Here is a 22527-nt window from a genome sequence, read left to right on the forward strand (position 1 = left end):
GCCGAGCTGATCGACAAGCTCAAAAACGAAGCCGGCGTGCTTTAAGCCAGAACTAAGGAGCCATCATCATGACCATTCTTCTTCTGGCTGACCACGACAATGCAAGCCTGTCCGACCAGACCGCCAAGACGCTGACGGCAGCCGCAAAGATTGGCGGCGACATCCATGTGCTCGTTGCCGGCAAGGCTGCCAAGGCTGCTGCCGAACAAGCTGCCAAGCTTGGCGGCGTCTCCAAGGTGCTGCTGGCCGAAAGCGACGAGCTCGCCAACAATCTGGCCGAACCGCTGGCCGACCTGATCGTCTCGCTGGCTGGCAGCTACGACACGATCCTGTCTGCCGCCACCTCGGTCGGCAAGAACGTGCTGCCGCGCGTCGCAGCCCTGCTCGATGTCGCCCAGGTCTCCGAGATCATCGAGGTGATCTCGTCCGACACCTTCAAGCGACCGATCTATGCCGGCAATGCCATCCAGACGGTGCAGGCGAGCGATGCGAAGAAGGTGATCACTGTGCGCACCGCCTCCTTCGCCTCCGCACCGGAGGGTGGCTCAGCCACCATCGAGGCGATTCCGGCGGTTTCCGATCCGGGGCTTTCGACCTTCGTCGGCGATGCGCTGTCGGCCTCCGACCGTCCGGAGCTGACGTCTGCCAAGATCATCATCTCCGGCGGCCGGGCACTCGGCTCGGCGGAAAAGTTCAGGGAAGTCATCCTGCCGCTCGCCGACAAGCTCGGCGCTGCCGTCGGTGCATCGCGCGCTGCCGTCGATGCCGGCTATGCGCCGAACGACTGGCAGGTCGGCCAGACCGGCAAGGTGGTGGCGCCGCAGCTTTATATCGCCTGCGGCATTTCAGGCGCCATCCAGCATCTGGCCGGCATGAAGGATTCGAAGGTGATCGTCGCCATCAACAAGGACGAGGAGGCGCCGATCTTCCAGGTCGCCGACTATGGACTGGTTGCCGATCTCTTCGATGTCTTGCCGGAATTGGAAAAGGCGCTCTGACCGCGTCAAATGCTTTTCTTTCGCACTTGCGAATGACTGGAAAATTATCTTTTATCGGGCTACTACTGCTGCCGGGCGATCCTTCGTCCGGCAGTATTGCTAGAAAAATGCGGCGGCGCGGGGGCGAATGCCGTGCGGGGGTTTGGAGATGAATGCGGTGTTGAAGAATATTGGTATTATCGGTGCCGGCCAGATGGGCTGCGGCATCGCGCATGTTTCGGCCGCCGCAGGTTACAGGGTTCACATCTACGATCTCTCCCAGGACCGCATCGAATCCGGCCTTGCCACCATCAATGGCAACCTGGGCCGCCTGGTGACGAACGGCAAGATGACCGAAGAGGAACGCAAGTCGACCTTGTCGCTCATCACTGGCTCTTCCGATGTCAATGATCTCGCCCCGTCTGATCTCGTCATCGAGGCCGCCACCGAGGATGAAACAGTCAAGCGGAAGATTTACGCGCAGGTCTGTCCGGTCCTGAAGCCGGAAGCGCTGCTTGCCACCAATACCTCTTCCCTTTCCATCACCCGGCTTGCTGCCGCCACCGACCGCCCCGAACGCTTCATGGGCATACATTTCATGAACCCGGTGCCGGTGATGAAGCTGGTCGAACTGGTGCGCGGCATCGCGACCGACGAGAAGACCTTCTCCGCCGCCAAGGAATTCGTCGGCACGCTGGAAAAGACCATCACCGTCGCCGAGGATTTCCCGGCCTTCATCGTCAACCGCATCCTGCTGCCGATGATCAACGAAGCGATCTACACGCTCTATGAAGGCGTCGGTACGGTCGACGCCATCGATACGGCGATGAAGCTCGGCGCCAACCATCCAATGGGGCCGCTGCAGCTTGCCGATTTCATCGGCCTCGACACCTGCCTCTCGATCATGCAGGTGCTGCACGATGGCCTGGCGGACTCGAAATATCGCCCCTGCCCGCTGCTGGTGAAATATGTCGAAGCCGGCTGGCTCGGACGCAAGTCCGGCCGCGGCTTCTATGACTATCGCGGTGAAGTGCCGGTCCCGACGCGGTAAACTTCTGCTGCGCCCCCTCTTCAGCGAAGGAGGGTGGCCAATCGTGGCTTCAGGACCCGATCGCGCCCTTGATCAGCGCCTTGGCATCCTCGCTGTCCCAGGCGGCCGGCCCGTTCATCGCTGAAATCAGGCATCCCTTGTCATCGATCAGCAGCGTCACCGGCAGCCCCATGGCGAGGCCCTCCTTCTTCAGATTGTTGAACACCGAAATCGTATTGTCGCGGTAGAGCTGCAGCGCATCGACGCCGATCTCGGCGAGGAACGTCTTCGGCTTCTCGTCGTCGCCGCTATCGATATTGACCGGCACCACCTGGAACCTGTCGCTGCCCATCTCCTTTTCGAGCGCGTTCAGCGCCGGCATCTCCTCGCGGCAGGGAACGCACCATGTCGCCCAGAGATTGAGAAGCACGGTCTTGCCGGCGAAATGATCGAGCGTCAGCGGCTTGCCGTCCGGCCCGTTGAAGGAGACTGCGGTTAGCTTGCGCGGCTCGTAGGCGGCGACCATGGCGGCCACCTGCCCCTTCATCAGCGGTGTGACGCTGGCGACGCGATCCTTGGCGAGCTTGCATTCGGCAGACGCCGTTTCGCCGCCGCCATTGCCAATCCCCGTCTCCTTCACGTATACCGCTGCCGCACCGGCAACGACACCCGCAACGGCGGCCATCGCGATCCATTTCAGGGATGGCAGCCCGAGGGGTTTTCTTGTCGTCATTTCATTCTCCTGGACATGCATCCTCAAGGCGGACACCTTCATGGCCGACGACACCACGGACACCAAATCCTCCAACCAGATGTGGGGCGGTCGCTTCGCCTCCGGCCCGGACGCGATCATGGAGGAGATAAATGCCTCGATCGGTTTCGACAAGAAGCTATTCGCGCAGGATATCCGCGGTTCGATTGCCCATGCAACGATGCTTGCCCATCAGGGGATCATTTCCACTGACGATAAGGACAAGATCGTTCACGGGCTAAACACGATCCTGTCAGAAATCGAAAGCGGCAATTTCGAATTCTCGCGCCAGCTCGAAGACATCCATATGAATGTCGAGGCACGCCTGGCGACGCTGATCGGACCGGCCGCCGGCCGCCTGCACACCGCCCGCTCGCGCAACGATCAGGTAGCGCTCGACTTCCGTCTCTGGGTGAAAGAAGAGCTGCAGAAGACCGAGCAGATGCTGACCGGCCTGATCGCGGCCTTCCTCGACCGCGCCGAGGAACATGCCGAAAGCGTCATGCCGGGCTTCACCCATCTGCAGACTGCCCAGCCCGTTACCTTCGGCCATCACTGCATGGCCTATGTCGAAATGTTCGGCCGCGATCGCTCGCGCGTGCGCCACGCCATCGAGCATCTGGATGAAAGCCCGATCGGTGCCGCCGCCCTTGCCGGCACCGGCTATCCGATCGACCGCCATATGACGGCCAAGGCGCTCGGTTTCCGCGAGCCGACCCGCAACTCCATCGATACGGTCTCCGACCGCGATTTCGCCATCGAATTTCTGTCGATCGCAGCGATTGCGGGCATGCACCTGTCGCGTCTGGCAGAAGAAATCGTCATCTGGTCGACCCCGCAATTCGGTTTTGTGCGTCTCTCCGACGCCTTCTCGACCGGCTCGTCGATCATGCCGCAGAAGAAGAACCCGGATGCCGCCGAACTGGTGCGCGCCAAGACCGGCCGCATCAACGGCTCGCTGGTGGCGCTGCTGACGATCATGAAGGGCCTGCCGCTTGCCTATTCCAAGGACATGCAGGAGGACAAGGAACAGGTCTTCGACGCAGCCGAGAGCCTGGAACTGGCAATCGCTGCCATGACCGGCATGGTGCGCGACATGACTGTCAACACCGCGCGCATGAAGGCGGCGGCCGGCTCCGGCTATTCGACCGCGACCGATCTTGCCGACTGGCTGGTGCGCGAAGCCGGCCTCCCCTTCCGCGACGCCCATCACGTCACCGGCCGCGCGGTCGCACTGGCCGAAAGCAAGGGCTGCGACCTTGCCGAGCTGCCGCTCTCCTGTCTACAGGCGATCCATCCCGACATCACCGACAAGGTCTATGATGTGCTGACCGTGGAGGCCTCGGTCGCCAGCCGCAAGAGCTTCGGCGGCACAGCGCCGTCCGAAGTGCGCAAGCAGATCGCCTTCTGGCGCGCCCGCAACTAAGAGATACCAGGCGTGGCGAAAAGCCGCCCGCGCCCTTCCTGCTGGCGGAAAGACCGTCCAACAATCAGGGTGCACAAGGCGGATAAACTTCGCTATGAAGATGTCCGTCATTCGATATGAATGATGCCGTCACATGCCGCAGAAGAGGATATCCATGAAGAGCTTGCCGCACCTCGTCCGCCTGACGGCGGTTCTCGCCGTCATCGGCTTTGCCGTTGCCGGATGCGGGCGCAAGGGCGACCTCGATCCGCCGAGCGCTGCGGCAACCAAGGAAGGCGACGTTTCCAAGCCGACGAAACAGCCGGGAACCGTCGACAAGCCCTTCCTTCTTGATCCCCTTCTTTAAGGCACAAGCCCGTGAACCATTTCGAGTACCGAGACGGCGTCCTTCATGCCGAGAACGTCCCCGTTCCCGAGATCGCCAAGGCGGTCGGCACACCTTTCTACGTCTATTCCACTGCAACGCTGGAGCGCCATTACCGCGTCTTTTCGGAAGCGTTCGCCGACATGGACTCCATGGTCTGCTATGCGATGAAGGCGAATTCGAACCAGGCAGTGCTGAAGACGCTGGGTCGCCTCGGCGCCGGCATCGACGTGGTCTCTGAAGGCGAACTGCGCCGCGCGCTTGCTGCCGACATTCCGGCAAACCGCATCATGTTCTCAGGTGTCGGCAAGACACCGTCCGAGATGGATTTCGCCCTTGAGGCCGGCATCTACTGCTTCAACGTCGAATCCGAGCCTGAGCTCGAAATCCTCAACCAGCGCGCCGTGAGCGCGGGCAAAAAAGCGCCGGTCTCCTTCCGCATCAACCCGGATGTCGATGCAAAGACGCATTCCAAGATCTCGACCGGCAAGAAGGAAAACAAGTTCGGCATCTCATGGGAGCGCGCCCGCGCCATCTATGCCCATGCCGCAAAGTTACCCGGCATCGAGGTCACCGGCATCGACATGCATATCGGCAGCCAGATCACCGAACTGCAGCCCTTCGACGACGCCTTCAAGCTGTTGCATGACCTTGTCGCGACGCTCCGCGCCGACGGCCATACCATCCATCACGTCGATATCGGCGGAGGCCTCGGCATTCCCTACAAGGACGACAACAATCCGCCGCCGCTGCCGGACGCCTATGCGGCAATCGTCAAGAACCAGCTGCGCGGCCTGGACTGCAAGATCATCACCGAACCCGGCCGCCTGATCGTCGGCAATGCCGGCATCCTGGTGACAGAAGTCCTCTATGTGAAGGATGGCGGCGAAAAGACCTTCGTCATCGTCGACGGTGCGATGAACGATCTCATCCGCCCGACGCTCTACGAGGCCTATCACGAGATTCGCCCGGTAACGATTTCGGCGGCCAACGCGCCGCGCATCCGCGCCGATGTCGTCGGCCCCGTCTGCGAGACCGGCGACTATCTGGCGCTCGACCGCGAGATGGCGATGCCGAAGCCCGGCGACCTGATGGCCGTCAGCACTGCCGGCGCCTATGGCGCGGTCCAGGCCGGCACTTATAACAGCCGCCTGCTGGTGCCCGAAGTTCTGGTCAGGGGCAGCGATTTCCATACGATTCGACCGCGCAGAACCTATGCCGAGCTGATCAGCCTCGATTCCGTTCCGGCCTGGCTCGACTGAACAAGCCATCACTTTTTGGCGAATAAACGTGAAAAGCCGGTATTACCGGCCGCTCGCCCTCGCCTTCGCCACAAAGAGTGTTATCCTTTCGTTCATGAGCGTATTGCCCCGCAATCGCCGGAAGCGCCCTCTGTTCCAGAACGCCAGATCGCGGAGACCGGACCGATGACAAGCCCCTCGAGGCAGAAGAAAGGTGCATTTGCCTTCCGTCCCTCGCTTGCCCGGCTGGTGACGACGAAACGCCTGCTGGCGCGCATCGTGCTCTTTTTCGAGCAGTTGCTGCCGCCTTTGATGCCGGTACTGTCCGTCATCGCCTTTTATCTCTCCGCCTCCTGGTTCGGCCTCTTCCGCAGCGTGCCTGACTGGCTGCGCATCCTGCTGCTCATCGCCTTTGCTGCCGCTTTTCTCGTCTCGCTCCTCCCCTTCCGCACCCTGCGTTGGCCGAGGATCGCCGAAGCCGACCGCATGCTGGAAGAGCGCAACGGCCTGCAGCACCAGCCGGTCACCGTCCAGGAAGACGAGCCGGCCTTCGATACGCCCTTCGGCCGGGCGCTCTGGCGCGAGCACCAGACGCGCATGGCTGAAAAGATCGCAGCGCTCGATGCGGGACTGCCGCGGCCTGATATCGCCGCGCATGATCGTTTCGCCCTGCGCGCCGTCCCGGCGCTGCTGCTCGTCACGGCCTTCGGTTATTCGCTGTCGATCAACGGCGGCTCGATCCGCGACGCATTGCAGGCGGCGCCCGAGCAGGTGGTCAGCGATCCGGCAGTGCGCATCGACGCCTGGGTGACGCCGCCTTCTTATACCGGTCGCGCCCCGGTTTATCTGACGGCTGACGGCAGCGAGCAGGCGCCGATCGGCATTCCGCAGTTTTCAAGCCTCACCGTGCGCGTCAGCGGCGGAAAGACGGCCGAAAAGGTCGTGTTCCGCAAGGCGAACGGCGAGGCGCAGGATATCGCCGTGCAGGCAGATACCAAGCCGCAGCAGACGGCGGCATCAGGCAGCGAGCAGCAGACGGCGGCACCGACCAGCCAGGCTCTCATCGCGCAGACGCATATGATGAAGCTCCAGGAGAACGGTGCACTCGAGGTCAACGGCCGCCGCTGGAGCTTCGACGTACTCCCCGACAAGGCGCCAGAGATTGCCTTCGACGGCTTGCCGAAGCCCAGCGTCAACGGCGCGCTTGAAATCGCCTTCACCGTCAAGGACGATTACGGGGTCCAGGAGGCGCATGCGGAGATTGTTCCCGTCGAAACCGATCCGACGGCAACGCCGCTCTATCCACTGCCGGAATATCGGCTGGATATTCCCCGCCGCAACGCCCGCGACGCCAAGGCTGTAACCAGCCGCAACCTGACCGAACATCCGCTTGCCGGCAAACGTGTGCGCATCACGCTCGTCGCCAAGGATGCCGCCGGCCAGACCGGCCGCAGCCCGCCGCATGAGATGACGCTACCGTCACGCCCCTTCAACGAACCGCTCGCCGCAGCCGTCGCCGAGGAACGGCAGGTTTTCGCGCTCGATACGCGCAAGATGCCGCAGGCCATCGCCCTGAACGAGGCGCTGACCATCCGCCCCGAGGAGACCATCCCGAAGCTCACCAACTACCTGCTCTTGGAATCCGCCTTGACGCGTATGAAGCTTGCAAGGGGCGAGGATGCGCTGAAGGATACGGCCCAATATCTGTGGGAGATTGCCCTCGGCATGGAGGACGGCGATCTTTCGCTGGCCGAGCGCAAGCTGCGCGAGGCCCAGCAGAACCTCGCCGACGCGTTGGACCGCAACGCCCCGGACGCAGAGATCAAGAAGCTGATGGACGAGCTGCGCAAGGCGATGCAGGACTATATGACCGAGCTCGCCCAACGCATGCAGAACGCGCCAATGCAGCCGAACCAGAACGCGCAGAACATTCTGCGCCAGCAGGATCTGGAACGGATGATGGATCAGATCGAAAATCTCGCCCGCTCCGGCAATCGTGACGCGGCCCAGCAGATGCTGTCGGAATTGCAGCGGATGATGAACAACCTGCAGGCCGGCCGCCCGCAGCGCAGCCAGCAGAGCCAGGAAAACAGCGAGGCCCGCAAGCAGATCGACAAGCTCGGCGAGATCCTGCGCGACCAGCAAAAGCTGATGGAGCAGACCTTCCGGCTCGACCAGCAGCTCAGGGACCGCATGCAGCGCGGCGAGCCCGACATGGGCGAGAACGATCCGCTGCTCGACGAGATGAACCCCGGAGAGAACGGCGAGCCGCAGGATCAGCAACAGGGCCAGCAAGGCAAGGATGGACAGCAGCCCTCCGACCAGATGACGGCCGAGCAGCTGCGTGAGGCGCTGAAACAGCTGCGCGCCCAGCAGGATGCGCTGGGCAAGCAGCTCGGCGAATTGCAGAAGAGCCTCGGCGAGATGGGAATGAAACCCGGCCCGGGCTTTGGGCAGGCGCAGCGCGAAATGGAAGGCGCCGGCCGTGAACTCGGCCAGGGCCGCGGCCAACCGGCCGTCGAGGGTCAGGGCCGCGCGTTGGAAGCGCTTCGCCAGGGCGCCCGCGACATGATGAACCAGATGATGCAGGCGCAGCAGGGCCAGCAGGGTCAAGGTCCGAACGGCCAGGTAGGCCAAGGCGACCAGAACGGCCGCGACCCGCTCGGCCGGCCGCGCCGGCCCCAGGGGCCGGATTTCGGCGACAACAGCGTGAAGGTGCCTGACGAAATCGACGTTCAGCGGGCACGAGAAATCCTCGACGCGATTCGCGAAAAGCTTGGCAACAATCCGCCGCAGGAAATGGAACGGCGGTATCTCGAACGGTTGTTGGACATCCAGTAGGCCTTACGCCTCCGCGCAATGATAGGACGCGCACTGGAAAGGATGATTCTAGACCGGAGCGGCCTAGAATCTGAACCTGATCTAAATCAGAGAAATAGAGCGGGATGTCGACCGAAAAGCGCTGATACTTTTCGGCATCCAGGCTCTAAGCGACAAGCGCCCGGGCGACCGCCTTGCGGATATCGGGAAGCGCGAATGGCTTGGCGACGACGTCGATAATCTTCTCGGCAAGATCGTCGGCCCGTTCGCGTTGTTCGGCATAGCCGGTCATCAGCAGGATTTTCAAGCCAGGAAAAGCGTCTTTTGCCTGATGGGCGAGTTCAATGCCGTCCATCACGGGCATGCGGATGTCTGAAAGCAGCAGATCGTAGACCCCGTCCTTGAGCTTCTCCAGCCCCTCGGCCCCATCGGCGGCCTCATCGGTCTCGTGGCCATCGAGTCGCAGGGCCCGGGCTACGAAGGACCGCAGGGAGTCCTCGTCTTCCGTAATCAGAATTCTTGCCATATGTGCATCGCTCCGTCGTCAGCCCCGCGACGGAAATCACCAGACTTTCCTTTTCGATCGGTAAAGATGGTGAAGCGATGGACGAGATGGTTAACAACCCGTCTCGAACGGCTAAGGCATGTCGCGCAAAAGCGCTGTAACACTTTGCAGCGGCTCAGGCGTCCCCGGTGACCACGCCGACGAAGGGCAGTTCGCGAAAGGCATAGGCGACATCCATGCCGTAGCCGACGACAAAATAGTCGGGGCATTCGAAGCCGACATAATCAGCCTCCAGCTTTTCCTTACGCTTGACGCGCTTGTCGAGCAGCACGGCGATCGTGACGTTGCGCGCGCCACGCTCGAAGAGCAGTTCCTTGGCAAAGAGCAGCGTTCGGCCGGATTCGAGGATATCGTCAATCAGCAGGACGTCGCGGCCATGCACGTCGCTGTCGATATCCTTGACGATGCGTACGCCCTGCGAAACCGTGCCGATGCCGTAGCTCGACAGAGTGATGAACTCGACCTCCGGGGCAAGCCCGCTATCATGCAGGGCGCGGATCAGGTCGGCGGCGAAAATGAAGGAGCCCTTGAGCACGGCGATGACCAGCAGGTCCTTGGTCGGGCCACTGGCAATCTCCCGCGCCATCGAATGATTGCGCTCGGCGATCTGCTCGGCGGTGAAAAGCGGCTCGATGTTTTTTCCGCGCACGACAGGCATAAGGGCTTGCTCCATGAAAAGAAGGGTAAGCCGTTAGCACATATGCGAGCCTGAAACAGCCTCGCCGACCATGAAATTAACGGGATTGGCGCGACCTGTGGCGGGAAAGTCGACCATTCCATGTCCTGTTACGTCTATGGCAGGAAGGAAAGCCGGACCTCCGCCATCTTTCCGCCGGCATGCTGTACGCGAGCCGAGAAGCCCCGGCTTTGGCCGCCATAGATGACATCGGCCGGCGGGTCGATGACGATGCTTGCAGTCAGCCGCTCGTCGGTCACGAGATCGGCACGGATCGGATGCACCGTCTGCGTCGTGCCGCTCTCGTTTTCGATGATGCCGTTGATAACGAGCACGCGCATGCCGTTTGCATCACGCGGCGTCACCGTGACGTGGGTGAAATGCAGCGGCGCTCCGGAAGTGGCGCGCTCGCCGGAAAGGCCGGAAAAACCACCCGCGAGCCCGAAGACGAGCACGACGAGCGCCAGCACCAGCGCTGCGAAGCTCCGCATCGACGCGCGCTGCAGCCAGGATTCCGCTGTCCGCAGAACGGAAGCGGCCATCGCTGGCATGAGCGGCGGCTGTGCAGCCCGTGCGGCCTGTGCGGCAGCTATGCGCTTGCGGTTGTCGTTATGGGTCCTTGCGCTGAATTCCCTGGGCCGCACTTTGCCGAGGGTAACGAATTCAGCGTCGGAGATATCGGCAGGGCGCGCCGAGCGGTACAGACGGTTGGCGGGCTCCGGCGGCAGGAAATCATAGGCCTGGCCCGGCGTCCGGCGACTGAAGGAGGATGCTTCCATGGTGGCTGCCTCGCAGATGTCCACATGGTTTCGTTGCCAGGAGAAATCTGGCATTGAAACGAATCCTGCTCAGTCGTAAATTTTAATGGTTAATGCTTCGCAAAGATCGCCATCAAACGGGCGTCTTTCCAGCAAAATTTACCGGCTGTTAACGGTGTTGGTTAACAAGTCGTGCGGTGAAACCCACAACAGACTGAGCTGCCCGTTGATCCACTTTGAGAATGTCGGTTTGCGCTATGGCATGGGCCCGGAAATCCTCCGGGACCTTACCTTCGACATCCCGAAGAAATCCTTTCAGTTTCTGACAGGCCCATCGGGCGCCGGCAAGACGTCGCTGCTGCGGATGCTTTTCATGTCGCTGCAGCCGACACGCGGCCTGATCCGCATGTTCGGGCGCGACATTTCCGAAATCCCCCGCCCCGAACTGCCGCTTCTGCGCCGCCGCGTCGGCATCGTCTTCCAGGATTTCCGCCTGCTCGACCATCTCACCACCTATGAGAATGTCGCTTTGCCCTTACGGGTGCGCGGCAAGGATGAGAGCTCCTACAAGACCGACGTCCTGGAACTGTTGAAATGGGTCGGCCTTGGCGAACGCATCAACGTGCTGCCGCCTGTGCTCTCCGGCGGCGAGAAGCAGCGCGCCGCAATCGCCCGGGCGCTGATGGACCGGCCGGAAGTGCTGCTGGCCGACGAACCCACGGGCAATGTCGACCCGCCGATGGCCAAACGCCTGCTCAATCTTTTCCTCGAGCTGAACCGCCTCGGCACGGCGGTCGTGATCGCCACGCATGACCTGGCGCTGATGGAACAGGTGGAAGCCCGCCGCATGATCCTCTCAGAGGGGCATCTCGATATTTATGACTGAGCCCCCGTCCAGAAACCCCGAGAAGGCGGCTGCCAAGATCCAGCAGAAGCGGCCGGAATTGCGCGTGCGTCCGACCGCGCCGATCCTGCCGCCTTCCAACATCCAGGGCAGTGCGTTGATGGTGGTGATATCAATCATGGCCTTTCTCGCCTGCCTGACGCTCGGCGGCGTCAGCATGGTGCGCTCGACGGCGGCAAGCTGGGAGAGCCAGATCTCCCGCGAGATCACCATTCAGATCAAGCCGGACGACAATCTCGACATGGAAAAAGCGCTGACCCAGGCGCGCGACCTGGCGCTGACCTTCGTCGGCACCAAAAGCGGCCAGATCGTCGACGAAGCGGCGACCGCTCGCCTGCTCGAACCTTGGCTCGGCCCCGGTCTCGATCTCAAGGATCTGCCTGTTCCCCGCCTCGTCATCATCACCATCGACGAAAGCAATCCGCCGGATTTCGATTCGATGCGGGCGCTGCTGAAGGACAGTATCCCGCAGGCCAGCCTCGACGATCACCGCACCTGGGTCGACCGGCTGGTGTCCATGGCGCACACGACTGTCATGATCGGCACCGGCATCCTGCTCCTGGTTTTCACGGCGATGGTGCTCACCGTCGTCTTCGCCACGCGCGGCGCGCTGTCGGGCAACCGTCACGTCGTCGAAGTGCTGCATTTCGTCGGCGCCGAAAGCTCCTTCGTCGCCAGCGAATTCCAGAAGCATTTCCTGAAGATCAGCCTCAAGGGCTCGGCGATCGGCAGCGCGCTTGCCGCTCTCTTCTTCGCCACCGCCGGTTTCTGGCAAAGCCGCACCCTCGCCACCCCGGAAACCGATCAGGCGACCGCGCTCTTCGGCACCTTCTCCGTCGGCGTGCTTGGTTATGCCGGCATCTTCGCGACGATGATCATCATCGCGCTCCTCACCACCTTCACCGCGCGGCTGACCGTCATGCGGACGATCTACGAAATCGATACACTACGCTCGGACCCGACGCGCACCGACGGCATCGGAAGTTGATCGTGACCGTGCCGTTTTGCCATGAAAGCGTCTGTTCTGCGCCGCAATCAGCGTATAATCACGATTCATGACCATGGGAGATACGACACCCAACCCGATTCATCAGGACCCGGAGCTTGATCGCCCGGTGGGTCTGCCGCCGCGGCGCGGGCCGATCCGCCGCCTGCTGCGCTGGGGCGGCTTTGGCTGCCTGCTGGTAATCGCCCTGGTGTTCGGCGGTTTTCTGCGTTTTGCCGATTCGGTGACGACACTCAGACCGCCGGCCGAGCCGAAGGCAGATGCGATCGTGGTCCTGACGGGTGGCTACCAGCGCATCGACCAGGCCGTGGAGCTGTTGCAGAAGGGTGCTGGCAAACGTTTGCTCATTTCCGGCGTCCACCCGACGACGACGCCGGCACAGATCCGCAAAATGACGCAGGGTTCGGCCGATCTGTTCTCCTGCTGTGTCGATATCGGCTACGATGCGATCGACACGATCGGCAATGCCGAGGAAGCTTCGAACTGGATCCACGCCAAGGGATACCGGAGCGTTCTGATCGTCACCAACAATTACCACATGCCCCGAAGCCTCGCCGAACTCTCCTATGTCGATCCCGACATCGAGTTCATCGCTTATCCCGTGGTCAATTCGGATTTGAAGAGCAGCAACTGGTTCACCGACCCGAATGCGATGCGCGTCATGCTTGCCGAATATGCGAAAGTGCTGCTGGCCGGCGCCCGCAACATCACCGGCTTCGGCCGCCACACCGGGCTGCGCTCGGCAAATGCGTCCGGCCAGCAATAAAGCCGCACGTCGGATAGGACGCGCTACGGACGCTCTATCTTCTTGTTTTGCGCAATTCCGGACGCAAAACCGCTGCGCACTTTTGCTGGAATTGCTCCAGGCTTTTACATCAAGGCAGCATCAAACGCTTTTTATGACGGGCAATATCGTGTAGGCCGGTCGCGTGAGCATGCCTCGGGAAAGTTTCATGATCGCCCTGCGTTCCGTTCTCTTCAACACGATCTTCTATGCCAACCTCATCATCCGGATGATCGTGCTCTCGCCCTACTATTTCGTCGTGCCGCGCAAGATCGCCTATGCGATCCCGAAGAACTGGGCGCGCTCCAACCACTGGCTGATGCGAGTGATCGTCGGCACTACCTTCGAGATCGAGGGCCTGGAGAACCTGCCTGATGGCAGTTACATCCTGGCGCCGAAGCACCAGTCTTTCTGGGATACCTACGCGCTGCTGCCCTGGTTGGAGGATCCGGTCTACATCCTGAAGCGCGAACTGATGTGGATTCCGCTCTTCGGCTGGTATGCGAAGAAGCAGCGCATGATCCCGGTCGATCGCGGCGCCCGCGGCAAGGTGATGGTGGAAGTGCTGAAACGCACGAAGGAGGAGCTTTCGACCGGCCGCCAGCTCATCATCTATCCCGAGGGCACCCGCCGCCCGCCGGGTGCGGAACCGGTCTATAAATACGGCATCGCCCGCATGTACCGCGACCTTAACCTCCCCGTCGTACCGGTCGCCATGCATCCCGGTCTGTTCTGGCCGCGGCGGAGCATTCGTCGTTATCCCGGTCATTTCAAAGTGAGAATCCTGCCGCCAATCATGCCGGGAATGGATCCGGACGCCTTTTTCGCCCATCTGATCGAGGTATCGGAGCGGGCAAGCGACGAGCTTCTGCTCGAAACGGTCGAACGAAATCCGCATCTGCCGCTACCGCCGACGGCGGTCGAAAGACTGGTCGAGCTGCGCAAGCTGAACGCGGCAACTGCCTGAGATCAGGCGGCGCGTAGCCGCTCCACTTCGTTGACGACCTGCTCCAGCCAATGGTCGCGAATGCCCATCTGCTTCAGATGCGTCAGCGTGTTGAAGACATAGGCATCATTCGGACCTGACTGGCCTTTTGCGTCGTTCACCACCCGTGCCGCCGCAAGCGCATCGAGCGCGCCGGCATATTGTTCATGCTCGCGGTCGATGATGTAGGCGACCGCTTCCACCCGGCGCCGGCCGGCAAGCTGCAGCCGCACCCGGCGCTCCAGATACACATTGGTGACCAGTTCGCGGGCGCGGAGATAATCGATCACCTCTTTCCATTTTTCAGGCGAAATGCGGAAAGCCATGCCGCGGCAGGCGCCACCCCTGTCGAGGCCGAGAACCAGGCCCGGATTGTCGCGTGTGCCACGATGGACAAAGGAGCGGACACAAAGCGAACGCCTGTAGCCGTAGACCAGAGCCTCTGACCGCTCCATAAACTCGAAGCCCGGATTCCACATCAGCGAACCGTAGCCAAATACCCAAAATTCGTCCATATCGCACGCCAGACCGGGAATCACATTTGCGATTCACCATTGGAGAACATCATGGCAGCGTCAAGCCGATCCGGCAGCAGCCAATCCGGCAGCGGTAAGAAATTCTGGTTGCTGGGTGGAGGTATCCTCCTGGTGATCGCGCTTTATACCGGCGGCTGGTTCTATGCGGCGTCGGCATTGAAGACCACGGTGCTGAAGGCGATCGCGCCACGCGACCAGGCAGGCGTCAGCGGCGAATGCTCCGATATCGAATTCCGCGGCTATCCCTTCCGTATCGGCCTGTTCTGCTCCAAGATCGACGTCGACGACAATGTCAACGGCGTCTCCGCCACCTTCGGCGCGCTACGCTCGGCAGCACAGGTCTATGCACCCGGCAATATTGTCTGGGAACTCGATTCGCCGGCCGAAATCCGCACCACCAACGGCCTGTCGATCTCGGCCCAATGGACGAACCTGCAGGCGAGTCTTGCGACCAGGCTGCAGGGCATCGACCGCAGCTCGACCGTCATCGAGGGTCTGAAGGCGATGGCCGTCTCCTCCTACACCGGCCAGACCATCAGCTTCGATGCCGCCCGCACCGAAATCCATCTGCGCCAGAACGGCGCCGATCTCGATGGCGCGATCTCCGTGCAGGATGCGAATACGGCGATCAAGGACTGGCCGCAGATCTTTCCAAAAATGTCTGCCAGCATCGATCTGACCATCGCCGGCAAGGCCGGCCTGATCGACGGCAGTGATCCGAACGGCCTCAATGGCGCCACCGGTGAACTGCGCCGCATCGTCGCCGACATCGGCGACGGCAAGGTGATGACGCTGACTGGCCCCTTCTCCTTTGACGAACAGGGTCTGCTCTCGGGAAAGTTCAAGCTGGAGATCGAACAGCTCGGCCCCTGGGGCGACAGCCTGAAACAGGCCTTTCCGGATATCGCCTCGACCGTCAACACGGCGACAAAGCTGCTGAAGTCGCTTGCCGGTGGCGGCGACAAGGTCTCGGTTGACCTCGTCGTCGATCGTGGCAATGCCACCGTCAGCGGTTTCATTCCGCTCGGCCGGATTCCGCCGATCTGATGCATCTCGCCCAAAAGTGTCCAGTGGTTTTGGGCAACGGGATGCATACGAAGTAGAAAAGGCCTGAAGCGCGTCGGATGATTCCGGCTCGACGCGAGGCGCTTCAGGCGATTCGCTTGATGAAGAAGACTTCCGGCACCGATTGCAGGCCGGGCAACTCGATCGCGCCGCTTTCGGAAAATCCGTTGCGGCGATGCCAGTCTTGAGGCCGGCTTTCATCGCATTCGCTCGACGTCATCAACAGGCGGGCGCCGTCGCTGCGCATGGCTTCTTCCCAGGCGAGAAACAGCGCCGTTCCAACGCCCAACCGGCGATGGCCGGGCAGAACGCGGATCATTTCCATATAGGGAACCCTGCCCCAGAAGCGGGAGAAACGCAGGAAGCCGACAATCTCATCGGCCTCCTTGGCAACCAGATATTCGCCGAGCGCCACGCAGCGCGATACCCACGCCGCACCGGCGCTGGCATCCGCGCGCACCAGCCAGTCGATATCTGCTTGGCCGGCGCGTATCGCCACTACCATCGCGGCGGCTACTTCTTGTCCAGCGCGTGGCGGCCGAAATCCGGCGCGTCGACATCCTGGCCGGCCTGGACGATCGAACGGCGGATGGCGCGTGTGCGGGTGAAGAGTTCGAAAATTTTGTCGCCCTCGCCCCAGCGGATGGCGCGCTGCAGATAGGCGAGGTCCTCCGAGAAGCGCGCCAGCATTTCGAGGATCGCATCGCGGTTGTGCAGGCAGACATCACGCCACATGGTCGGGTCGGAGGCGGCGAGGCGGGTGAAATCACGAAAGCCAGAGGCGGAATATTTGATGACTTCCGACTCCGTCACCGTCTCCAGATCGTCGGCGGTGCCGACGATATTGTAAGCGATGATATGCGGCAGGTGCGAGACGATCGCGAGCACCTTGTCGTGATGTTCGGCATCCATTTCGTCGACCTTCGAGCCCAGCGCTTCCCAGAAGCTGCGCAGCCGCTTCAACGCTGTCTCATCGGTATCCGCGACCGGCGTGAAGATGCACCAACGGCCTTCGAAGAGGCCGGGGAAGCCGGCATCCGGGCCGGATTTCTCAGTACCGGCCAGGGGATGGCCGGGGATGAAATGCACATCGGCGGGCATATGCGGCAGCATCTGCGCAATGACCGAGGCCTTGGTGGAGCCGACATCGGTGACAATAGCCCCGGGCTTCAGGCTTCCCGAAATCTCCTTCGCCACACTTTCCGAAGCGCCGACCGGCACCGAGACGATCACCAGATCGGCATCCTTGACGGCATCCTGCGAAGACGTCGTGTAGCGGTCGCCGAGACCGAGTTCTTCCGCACGCTTCAGCGTATCGGGGCTGCGCGTGGCGACGACGATCTCCCTTGCAAGACCAAGCCGTCTGATGTCGTAGGCAAGCGAAGAGCCGATCAGGCCGATGCCGATCAGCGCAATCCGATCGAACTGCACGCTCATGCCTGATGTCCCATGAATTCGGTGAGCGCAGCAATCACGCCGCGGTTGGCCTCTTCGGGGCCGATGCTCATGCGCAGCGCATTGGCGAAACCATAGCCGCGCACGGCGCGCAGGATGTAGCCGCGGCTCGTCAGCAAATCGTCGGCATCCGCGGCGCGCTTGCCGTCGATCTCCGGGAAATGGATGAGGACGAAATTGGCGACGGACGGCGTCACCTTCAGCCCGATCGCTTCGAGCGCCTGGGTGAGCCTCTCGACCCACATCTGGTTGAAGGAGACGGCCTGCTGGATGAAGACTTGGTCGCGGATGGCAGCGGCAGCGGCGGCGATTGCCGGCGCGTTCAAGTTGAACGGCGCGCGCACGCGGTTCAACGCGTCGACGATCTCGGCCGGCGCATACATCCAGCCGACGCGCAACGCCGCAAGACCATAAGCCTTCGAGAAGGTGCGGGTCATCACCACGTTGGCATGGGAGGAGACGATCTCGATGCCGGCTTCATAATCGTTGCGGCGCACATATTCGGCATAGGCGGCATCGAGCACGAGGACGACATGTTTCGGCAGTCCGGCCTGCAGACGGCGGATCTCGCTGACGGAAACATAGGTGCCTGTGGGATTGCCGGGATTGGCGATGAAGACGATTTTCGTCTTCTCCGTCACCGCGGCAAGGATCGCATCGACATCGACGGTATAGTCCTTCTCCTTGACGACCACAGGCGTGGCGCCAGCGCCGAGGATCTGGATCTTGTAGACGAGGAAGCCGTGCTCGGTGATGATGCCCTCGTCACCGGCGCCGAGATAGACATGGCAGAGCAGGCCGAGCAGTTCGTCGGAACCGTTGCCGCAGAGGATGTTTGCCGGATTGAGACCGTGCACGGCGGCGATTGCCTCGCGCAGTTCGATCGCCTGCCCGTCAGGATAACGCCCCAGATTGTCGGCAACCGCCTTGAAGGCCTCGATTGCCTTCGGGCTGGCGCCGAGCGGCGTTTCGTTGGACGAAAGCTTGTAGACGCGGGCAACACCCGGCGCATGTTCCTTGCCCGGCACATAGGCTGCGATATCGAGAATACCGGGACGCGGAACAGGCTTGCTCATCTCAACGCTCATGGGTTCGACCTTGGAATTGCCGGAAATCCGGGCTGAAAAACACCAAGTGGCATTAAAGCGGAATGCGATTGTTGTCGAGAGCTATGGGCGTGACACAAGCAGTTGGAGAACGCTGGGCGCGACGTTACCTCCTGCATAATTCCTTAAATCGGAATCGATTTAGGGATAAGATTATGCCGCACTCAAAGTGTTACAGCGTCCTTTGCGCGTCTTAAAAGACGCGCGGCGCTGTCGTGCGTGTGGTCGGCACGCCATGCGGTGCGAGAACCGGCACGAAGACGCGGCGGGAGGCCCGCGCCGCAACCGGCAGCCCCTGATAGAGCCGCTTCTGCGCTTCGACGATGATGACGCCCGAGAAGGCCGGCCATAGCGTTCGGCCGATCCGCTCGAAGGCGCGGCGAAGCCGCAGGATGGTCCTGAGCTTCGAGGGCGGGAAGAACAGCGCTTCAGCCGTCGCGCCCGGCGTGAAATTCGTCTCGCGCAGCAGATTTGTCAGCTGACCGCGGGAATAGGGCCGGCCCGAACCGAAGGGCGTATGCTCCATGCGTGCCCAGACGCCGCGCCGGTTCGGCACGACGATGACCAGCCGTCCGCCCGGCGCCAGCACCCGCCAGAGTTCCTTCAGAGTCTCGCGCGGGCTTTCGGCAAATTCCAGCGAATGCACCATCAGCACCCGGTCGATCGAGGAATCCGGCAGCGGCAGTTCCTCGTCGAAAATCAGCGCCGTCGTCGAAAGCGAGCCCATCGGCCAATTCACCGCGCCCTGCCCGGCCGGCATGAAGGCGAAGGTGCGCTCGGTATCGGCCTGGAAGCGATCAAGGAAAGGCACGGCATATCCGAGACCGACCAGACGCTCCTGCGGCAGCCGCACCCAGAGCGAGGACAGCGCCATGGCGATCGACTGCTCGGCAAGACGTCCGAGCTCGGAATGATAGAACTGGCGTAAGTCGACGATATCGGCGTGCATTGCGACAAATGTTATCAGCGGGCGGTTGGACTTCAAGGCCGGAACCTCTACATTTCCGCAAGACTCCTGGGATAAGGGATTATTGAACGATGAAACCTTTGGAATTAGACGTTTTTCTCTGCCGCACCGACAATTTCGGCGTTCTCGTGCACGATCAGGAGACAGGCTTTACCGCGGCGATCGATGCGCCGGAGGAGGCGCCGATCCTGGAAGCGGCGACACGTCGCGGCTGGAAAATCACCCATATCTTCACCACGCATCATCACACCGATCATGTCACCGCCAACCTGGCGCTGAAGGAGCAATTCGGCTGCGAGGTCATCGGCCCGATCAACGAGGCCGTCGCCATTCCCGGCCTCGATCGGACGATGGCCGATGGCGACAGCTTCCTTTTCGGCGATCACACCGTCAACGTCATCGAGACACCCGGCCACACCGCCGGCCACATCTGCTATCACTTTGCCGATGACAAGCTGCTGTTTGCCGCCGACACGCTGTTTGCGCTCGGCTGCGGCCGGCTGTTCGAACGCCCCGCCGCCGATATGTGGCATTCCCTGCAGAAACTCGCCGTGTTGCCCGATGAGACCGCCGTCTATTTCGGCCATGAATACACATTGTCCAATGCCCGCTTCGCACTGACCGTCGATCCGGACAATGAGCGACTGAAGAGCCGTGCCGCCGAGATCGAAGCCTTGCGCGCCGACGGCAAATTCACCATCCCGACGACATTGGGGCTGGAAAAGGAAACCAACCCGTTCCTGCGCGCCGCCGATCCGGCGATCCGCCGCAATCTGCTGATGGAAGGCAAGACCAACGAGGAAGTCTTTGCCGAGATCCGCAAGCGCAAGGACAATTTCTGATGTCGCCCGAGGACATCATCCGCGAACTCGGCATGCAGCCGCATCCCGAAGGTGGCTGGTACGTGCAGACATTCCGCGATGCGGCGGGCGGGGAACGCGGCCACTCGACAGCGATCTATTATCTGCTGACCAGGGGACAGCGTTCGCACTGGCATCGCGTCCATGACGCGGCGGAGGTCTGGCATTATTACGCCGGCGCGCCGCTCTCGCTGCATCGGTCGGAAGACGGAACTGCAAGCGAGACCTTGACGCTCGGAACGAACCTGTTCGCCGGCGAGCGGCCGCAGGCGATCATTCCCGCCAATTGGTGGCAATCGGCCGAAACCCTTGGCGATTTCACCCTGGTCGGCTGCACCGTCTCGCCCGGCTTCGAATTTTCGAGCTTCGAGATGGCGCCGCTCGATTGGAAGCCCGGCGCTAGAGCATGATGCCGAAAAGTGTGAGCGGTTTTCGGACGACATCATGCTCTGACATCCTGTTCTAAGACCTACTCTGCTGTCGCGGACTGCACCGGAATTTTGCGGCGGAACATGTCCTGAGCGGCGAGCACCGCCCCGCCGGTGACGAGCACACAGGCGAGAGCAATGCGCCAGCTCCGCTCGGCAAATCCGAACAGCACCAGAATCAGTGTCGATAGCAGTGGTGCTGCGTAACTTGCCGCGCCGAGGATCTGGATATCGCCGTTCTTGACGCCGTAATCCCAGGCGTAGAAGGCAGCCCCAACCGGGAAGAGCCCGAGTCCGGCGACGGCGACCCACTCGAAACTCGTTGCAGGCCAGACGGTCGTCTCCAGGCCGAGATGGCAGAAGAACGACAGGATGGAGGTCGCAAGGCAGAAGCCAGTGACGACATCCGTGGAGACGGCGTCGAAACGCCGCGTCAGTAGCGAATAGCCGGACCATGTGAAGGCGCAGAGAAAGGCAGCACCGTAACCGATGGCATAGGCGCCGTCGAAATCGATGCCGTTGCGGCCGACGATCAGGAAGGTGCCGCAAAGTCCGGCAAGCGCACCCGCCACATGATACCAGCGCAGCCGTTCGCCCGGCAGCAGCGCCGAACCGACGACGATCAACAGCGGCCAGAGATAGGCGACCAGCCCCGCCTCCACCGCCGGCGCGTTCCGGAGCGCGGTAAAATAGAGGAAGTGATAACCGAACAGCCCTGAAATACCTGTTATCCAGACCTTGGCCGGCTGCTTCAGCAGCGCCAGTCGCGCGGGATTGAGGGTAAGCACCACGAGGCCGGGAATGCTACCGATCGCAAAGCAGACGGCCGAAAGCTGGAACGGCGGCATCTTGCCGGAGGCGGCCGTGAACAACGCCAGGAACGACCACATCAGAATGGCCGTAAAACCAATCAACGTCGCGCGAAGCTTCACCTGTCCCCTTTCACGGAGACAGAAGCCCCGTCAGCTGTTGCTGCCGTATTTGACGGCAGTGATCGTCACCATTCCATATTCGGTTGGAATGCGCACATAGACAGGAGCGTATACATTTGCCGCGTCCGACTTGGCAAACCAGATTTCCATGCGGTCGCTCTTGCTGAGATAGTCGATATCCTTGCGGCCCTTTTTGTAGCCCGAGCGCGGCACGAAGCGCACGCTGCAGACGGTTGCCTTGCCCTTGAACCCATTGGTGGAAAAATCCTCGTCGCCCTTCGGCGAGAGCACAAGATCCATGCGCGTCTCGCCGTCGAAGATCGGCAGCGTCTGCGAGCAGACCTTGGTATCGCCGGTAAAGACCAGGCCGGAGATCGGATCGAGCACCGAGCGCATGTCGCGCGGCGTGACGTCGATCCAGTTCTTCGGACGCTTCGGCATCGGTGTGGTCGTCGCCGAGATGATGTTGCCGTTGCGGTAGCTGACCTCGTAGATGCGGACCTTCTTCTTGCCGCTCTTGTAGTAGAGCGAATATTTCTGCGCCTGCAATCTGTCATTGCGCACGACGCCTGAAACGCTGGTCTTCGCCGAAATCGTCGTGACGAGATCGGCAAGACCGGCGGAGTTGATGTCGCCCGCGATCTTGTAACTGTGATCGTCTTCGATCTGCGTCAGGAACGCGGCGCGCGCGATCGGCAGGCCGGCGAGCGCCACCCGGTATTCCGTCCGATGCTGGATTTCGGCCGCCGATGCCGGTATGGCAAGAAGCGCGGCGATGGCCGAAATGAAAATCCGTCTGCCCGAATGAGCCATGGAAAAAAGCCTTGTCTTGCTGCGCGCTGGCAGGCCCTTGCTGAGCGCTGTATACTCCTGCCGCGAAGGGAAGAAAAC

24 protein-coding genes are annotated in these 22527 nt (G+C 61.7%); 13 read left to right on the top strand and 11 right to left on the bottom strand.

The genetic code is table 11. The annotated features are described in order from the left end of the window. Positions 1-68: 68 nt before the first annotated feature. Positions 69-998: an electron transfer flavoprotein subunit alpha/FixB family protein gene (locus tag C3Y91_RS11285; protein WP_130665177.1), complete on the top strand. Its 930-nt coding sequence runs from the start codon at positions 69-71 to the stop codon at positions 996-998. A 148-nt stretch (positions 999-1146) separates the two neighbouring features. Further along, the gene (locus C3Y91_RS11290; protein ID WP_168575313.1) at positions 1147-2028 is read left to right on the top strand and encodes a 3-hydroxybutyryl-CoA dehydrogenase; all 882 of its coding nucleotides are present in this window, start codon (positions 1147-1149) and stop codon (positions 2026-2028) included. 49 nt (positions 2029-2077) lie between these two features. Here C3Y91_RS11290 and tlpA read toward each other — a convergent pair whose 3' ends face one another. Then, positions 2078-2740, bottom strand: coding sequence for a thiol:disulfide interchange protein TlpA (tlpA, locus tag C3Y91_RS11295; RefSeq protein ID WP_130665178.1), 663 nt, complete (start codon positions 2738-2740; stop codon positions 2078-2080). Between the two features lie 40 nt (positions 2741-2780). On the opposite strand from tlpA, the gene argH reads away from it, so the two are divergent. The 4 genes from argH to C3Y91_RS11315 all read left to right on the top strand — a co-directional run bounded on the left by argH (position 2781) and on the right by C3Y91_RS11315 (position 8630). After that, positions 2781-4184: an argininosuccinate lyase gene (gene argH, locus C3Y91_RS11300; protein ID WP_130665179.1), complete on the top strand. Its 1404-nt coding sequence runs from the start codon at positions 2781-2783 to the stop codon at positions 4182-4184. A 133-nt stretch (positions 4185-4317) separates the two neighbouring features. After that, positions 4318-4530 (top strand): LPS translocon maturation chaperone LptM, encoded by a 213-nt coding sequence (lptM, locus tag C3Y91_RS11305; RefSeq protein WP_018069242.1) that lies wholly within the window; start codon positions 4318-4320, stop codon positions 4528-4530. 11 nt (positions 4531-4541) lie between these two features. Then, positions 4542-5810, top strand: a complete 1269-nt coding sequence (lysA, locus tag C3Y91_RS11310; RefSeq protein ID WP_018069243.1) for a diaminopimelate decarboxylase — start codon at positions 4542-4544, stop codon at positions 5808-5810. A 165-nt stretch (positions 5811-5975) separates the two neighbouring features. Further along, on the top strand, positions 5976-8630 hold the full coding sequence (locus C3Y91_RS11315; protein ID WP_168575314.1) for a TIGR02302 family protein: 2655 nt from the start codon (positions 5976-5978) through the stop codon (positions 8628-8630). 145 nt (positions 8631-8775) lie between these two features. Here C3Y91_RS11315 and C3Y91_RS11320 read toward each other — a convergent pair whose 3' ends face one another. The 3 genes from C3Y91_RS11320 to C3Y91_RS11330 form a co-directional block, all read right to left on the bottom strand. After that, positions 8776-9135, bottom strand: coding sequence for a response regulator (locus C3Y91_RS11320; protein WP_003543311.1), 360 nt, complete (start codon positions 9133-9135; stop codon positions 8776-8778). 154 nt (positions 9136-9289) lie between these two features. Beyond that, complete coding sequence (gene hpt / locus C3Y91_RS11325) at positions 9290-9832, bottom strand: hypoxanthine phosphoribosyltransferase (protein WP_003543314.1); 543 nt, start codon at positions 9830-9832, stop codon at positions 9290-9292. A 134-nt stretch (positions 9833-9966) separates the two neighbouring features. Continuing rightward, complete coding sequence (locus C3Y91_RS11330; protein ID WP_075225930.1) at positions 9967-10629, bottom strand: hypothetical protein; 663 nt, start codon at positions 10627-10629, stop codon at positions 9967-9969. Between the two features lie 205 nt (positions 10630-10834). Between C3Y91_RS11330 and ftsE the strand changes: the two genes are divergently transcribed. The 4 genes from ftsE (at position 10835) to C3Y91_RS11350 (ending at position 14269) form a co-directional block, all read left to right on the top strand. Beyond that, on the top strand, positions 10835-11494 hold the full coding sequence (ftsE, locus tag C3Y91_RS11335) for a cell division ATP-binding protein FtsE (RefSeq protein ID WP_003543317.1): 660 nt from the start codon (positions 10835-10837) through the stop codon (positions 11492-11494). Further along, positions 11487-12500, top strand: a complete 1014-nt coding sequence (locus C3Y91_RS11340; protein ID WP_075225923.1) for a cell division protein FtsX — start codon at positions 11487-11489, stop codon at positions 12498-12500. The genes ftsE and C3Y91_RS11340 overlap by 8 nt, the downstream gene beginning before the upstream one ends. Before the next feature lie 73 nt (positions 12501-12573). Continuing rightward, entirely contained in the window at positions 12574-13284 is a 711-nt protein-coding gene (locus tag C3Y91_RS11345) for a YdcF family protein (protein WP_075225929.1), read from the top strand. A gap of 187 nt (positions 13285-13471) precedes the next feature. After that, on the top strand, positions 13472-14269 hold the full coding sequence (locus C3Y91_RS11350; RefSeq protein ID WP_075225922.1) for a lysophospholipid acyltransferase family protein: 798 nt from the start codon (positions 13472-13474) through the stop codon (positions 14267-14269). Between the two features lie 2 nt (positions 14270-14271). Here C3Y91_RS11350 and C3Y91_RS11355 read toward each other — a convergent pair whose 3' ends face one another. Next, on the bottom strand, positions 14272-14802 hold the full coding sequence (locus tag C3Y91_RS11355) for a gamma-glutamylcyclotransferase (protein WP_075225921.1): 531 nt from the start codon (positions 14800-14802) through the stop codon (positions 14272-14274). Between the two features lie 51 nt (positions 14803-14853). Here C3Y91_RS11355 and C3Y91_RS11360 point away from each other — a divergent pair, with 51 nt between their 5' ends. Further along, a complete protein-coding gene (locus C3Y91_RS11360) occupies positions 14854-15870 on the top strand; it encodes a DUF2125 domain-containing protein (RefSeq protein WP_018069251.1) in 1017 nt (338 codons plus the stop codon). Positions 15871-15973: 103 nt separating this feature from the next. Here C3Y91_RS11360 and C3Y91_RS11365 read toward each other — a convergent pair whose 3' ends face one another. The 4 genes from C3Y91_RS11365 to C3Y91_RS11380 all read right to left on the bottom strand — a co-directional run bounded on the left by C3Y91_RS11365 (position 15974) and on the right by C3Y91_RS11380 (position 19434). Continuing rightward, on the bottom strand, positions 15974-16393 hold the full coding sequence (locus tag C3Y91_RS11365; RefSeq protein ID WP_075225920.1) for a GNAT family N-acetyltransferase: 420 nt from the start codon (positions 16391-16393) through the stop codon (positions 15974-15976). Positions 16394-16401: 8 nt separating this feature from the next. Continuing rightward, positions 16402-17325 (bottom strand): prephenate/arogenate dehydrogenase family protein, encoded by a 924-nt coding sequence (locus C3Y91_RS11370; protein WP_075225919.1) that lies wholly within the window; start codon positions 17323-17325, stop codon positions 16402-16404. Further along, complete coding sequence (gene hisC, locus C3Y91_RS11375) at positions 17322-18419, bottom strand: histidinol-phosphate transaminase (protein WP_018069254.1); 1098 nt, start codon at positions 18417-18419, stop codon at positions 17322-17324. The genes C3Y91_RS11370 and hisC overlap by 4 nt, the downstream gene beginning before the upstream one ends. 223 nt (positions 18420-18642) lie before the next feature. Further along, positions 18643-19434, bottom strand: coding sequence for a class I SAM-dependent methyltransferase (locus C3Y91_RS11380; RefSeq protein WP_018448111.1), 792 nt, complete (start codon positions 19432-19434; stop codon positions 18643-18645). A gap of 53 nt (positions 19435-19487) precedes the next feature. On the opposite strand from C3Y91_RS11380, the gene gloB reads away from it, so the two are divergent. Further along, positions 19488-20258 carry a hydroxyacylglutathione hydrolase gene (gene gloB / locus C3Y91_RS11385; protein ID WP_075225917.1) on the top strand — a complete coding sequence of 257 codons (771 nt, stop codon included), beginning with the start codon at positions 19488-19490 and terminating at the stop codon, positions 20256-20258. Then, on the top strand, positions 20258-20686 hold the full coding sequence (locus C3Y91_RS11390; protein WP_075225916.1) for a cupin domain-containing protein: 429 nt from the start codon (positions 20258-20260) through the stop codon (positions 20684-20686). Before gloB ends, C3Y91_RS11390 begins: the two co-directional genes overlap by 1 nt. Before the next feature lie 59 nt (positions 20687-20745). Here the strand turns inward: C3Y91_RS11390 and yddG are convergent, their stop codons facing one another. Together yddG and C3Y91_RS11400 are read right to left on the bottom strand one after the other, a co-directional pair. Beyond that, positions 20746-21636, bottom strand: coding sequence for an aromatic amino acid exporter YddG (yddG, locus tag C3Y91_RS11395; protein WP_168575315.1), 891 nt, complete (start codon positions 21634-21636; stop codon positions 20746-20748). A gap of 30 nt (positions 21637-21666) precedes the next feature. Beyond that, a complete protein-coding gene (locus tag C3Y91_RS11400) occupies positions 21667-22449 on the bottom strand; it encodes a DUF3108 domain-containing protein (RefSeq protein ID WP_168575316.1) in 783 nt (260 codons plus the stop codon). Positions 22450-22527: the final 78 nt, after the last annotated feature.

It is taken from the genome of Rhizobium ruizarguesonis, from assembly GCF_012349115.1.
Lineage (GTDB): Bacteria > Pseudomonadota > Alphaproteobacteria > Rhizobiales > Rhizobiaceae > Rhizobium > Rhizobium ruizarguesonis.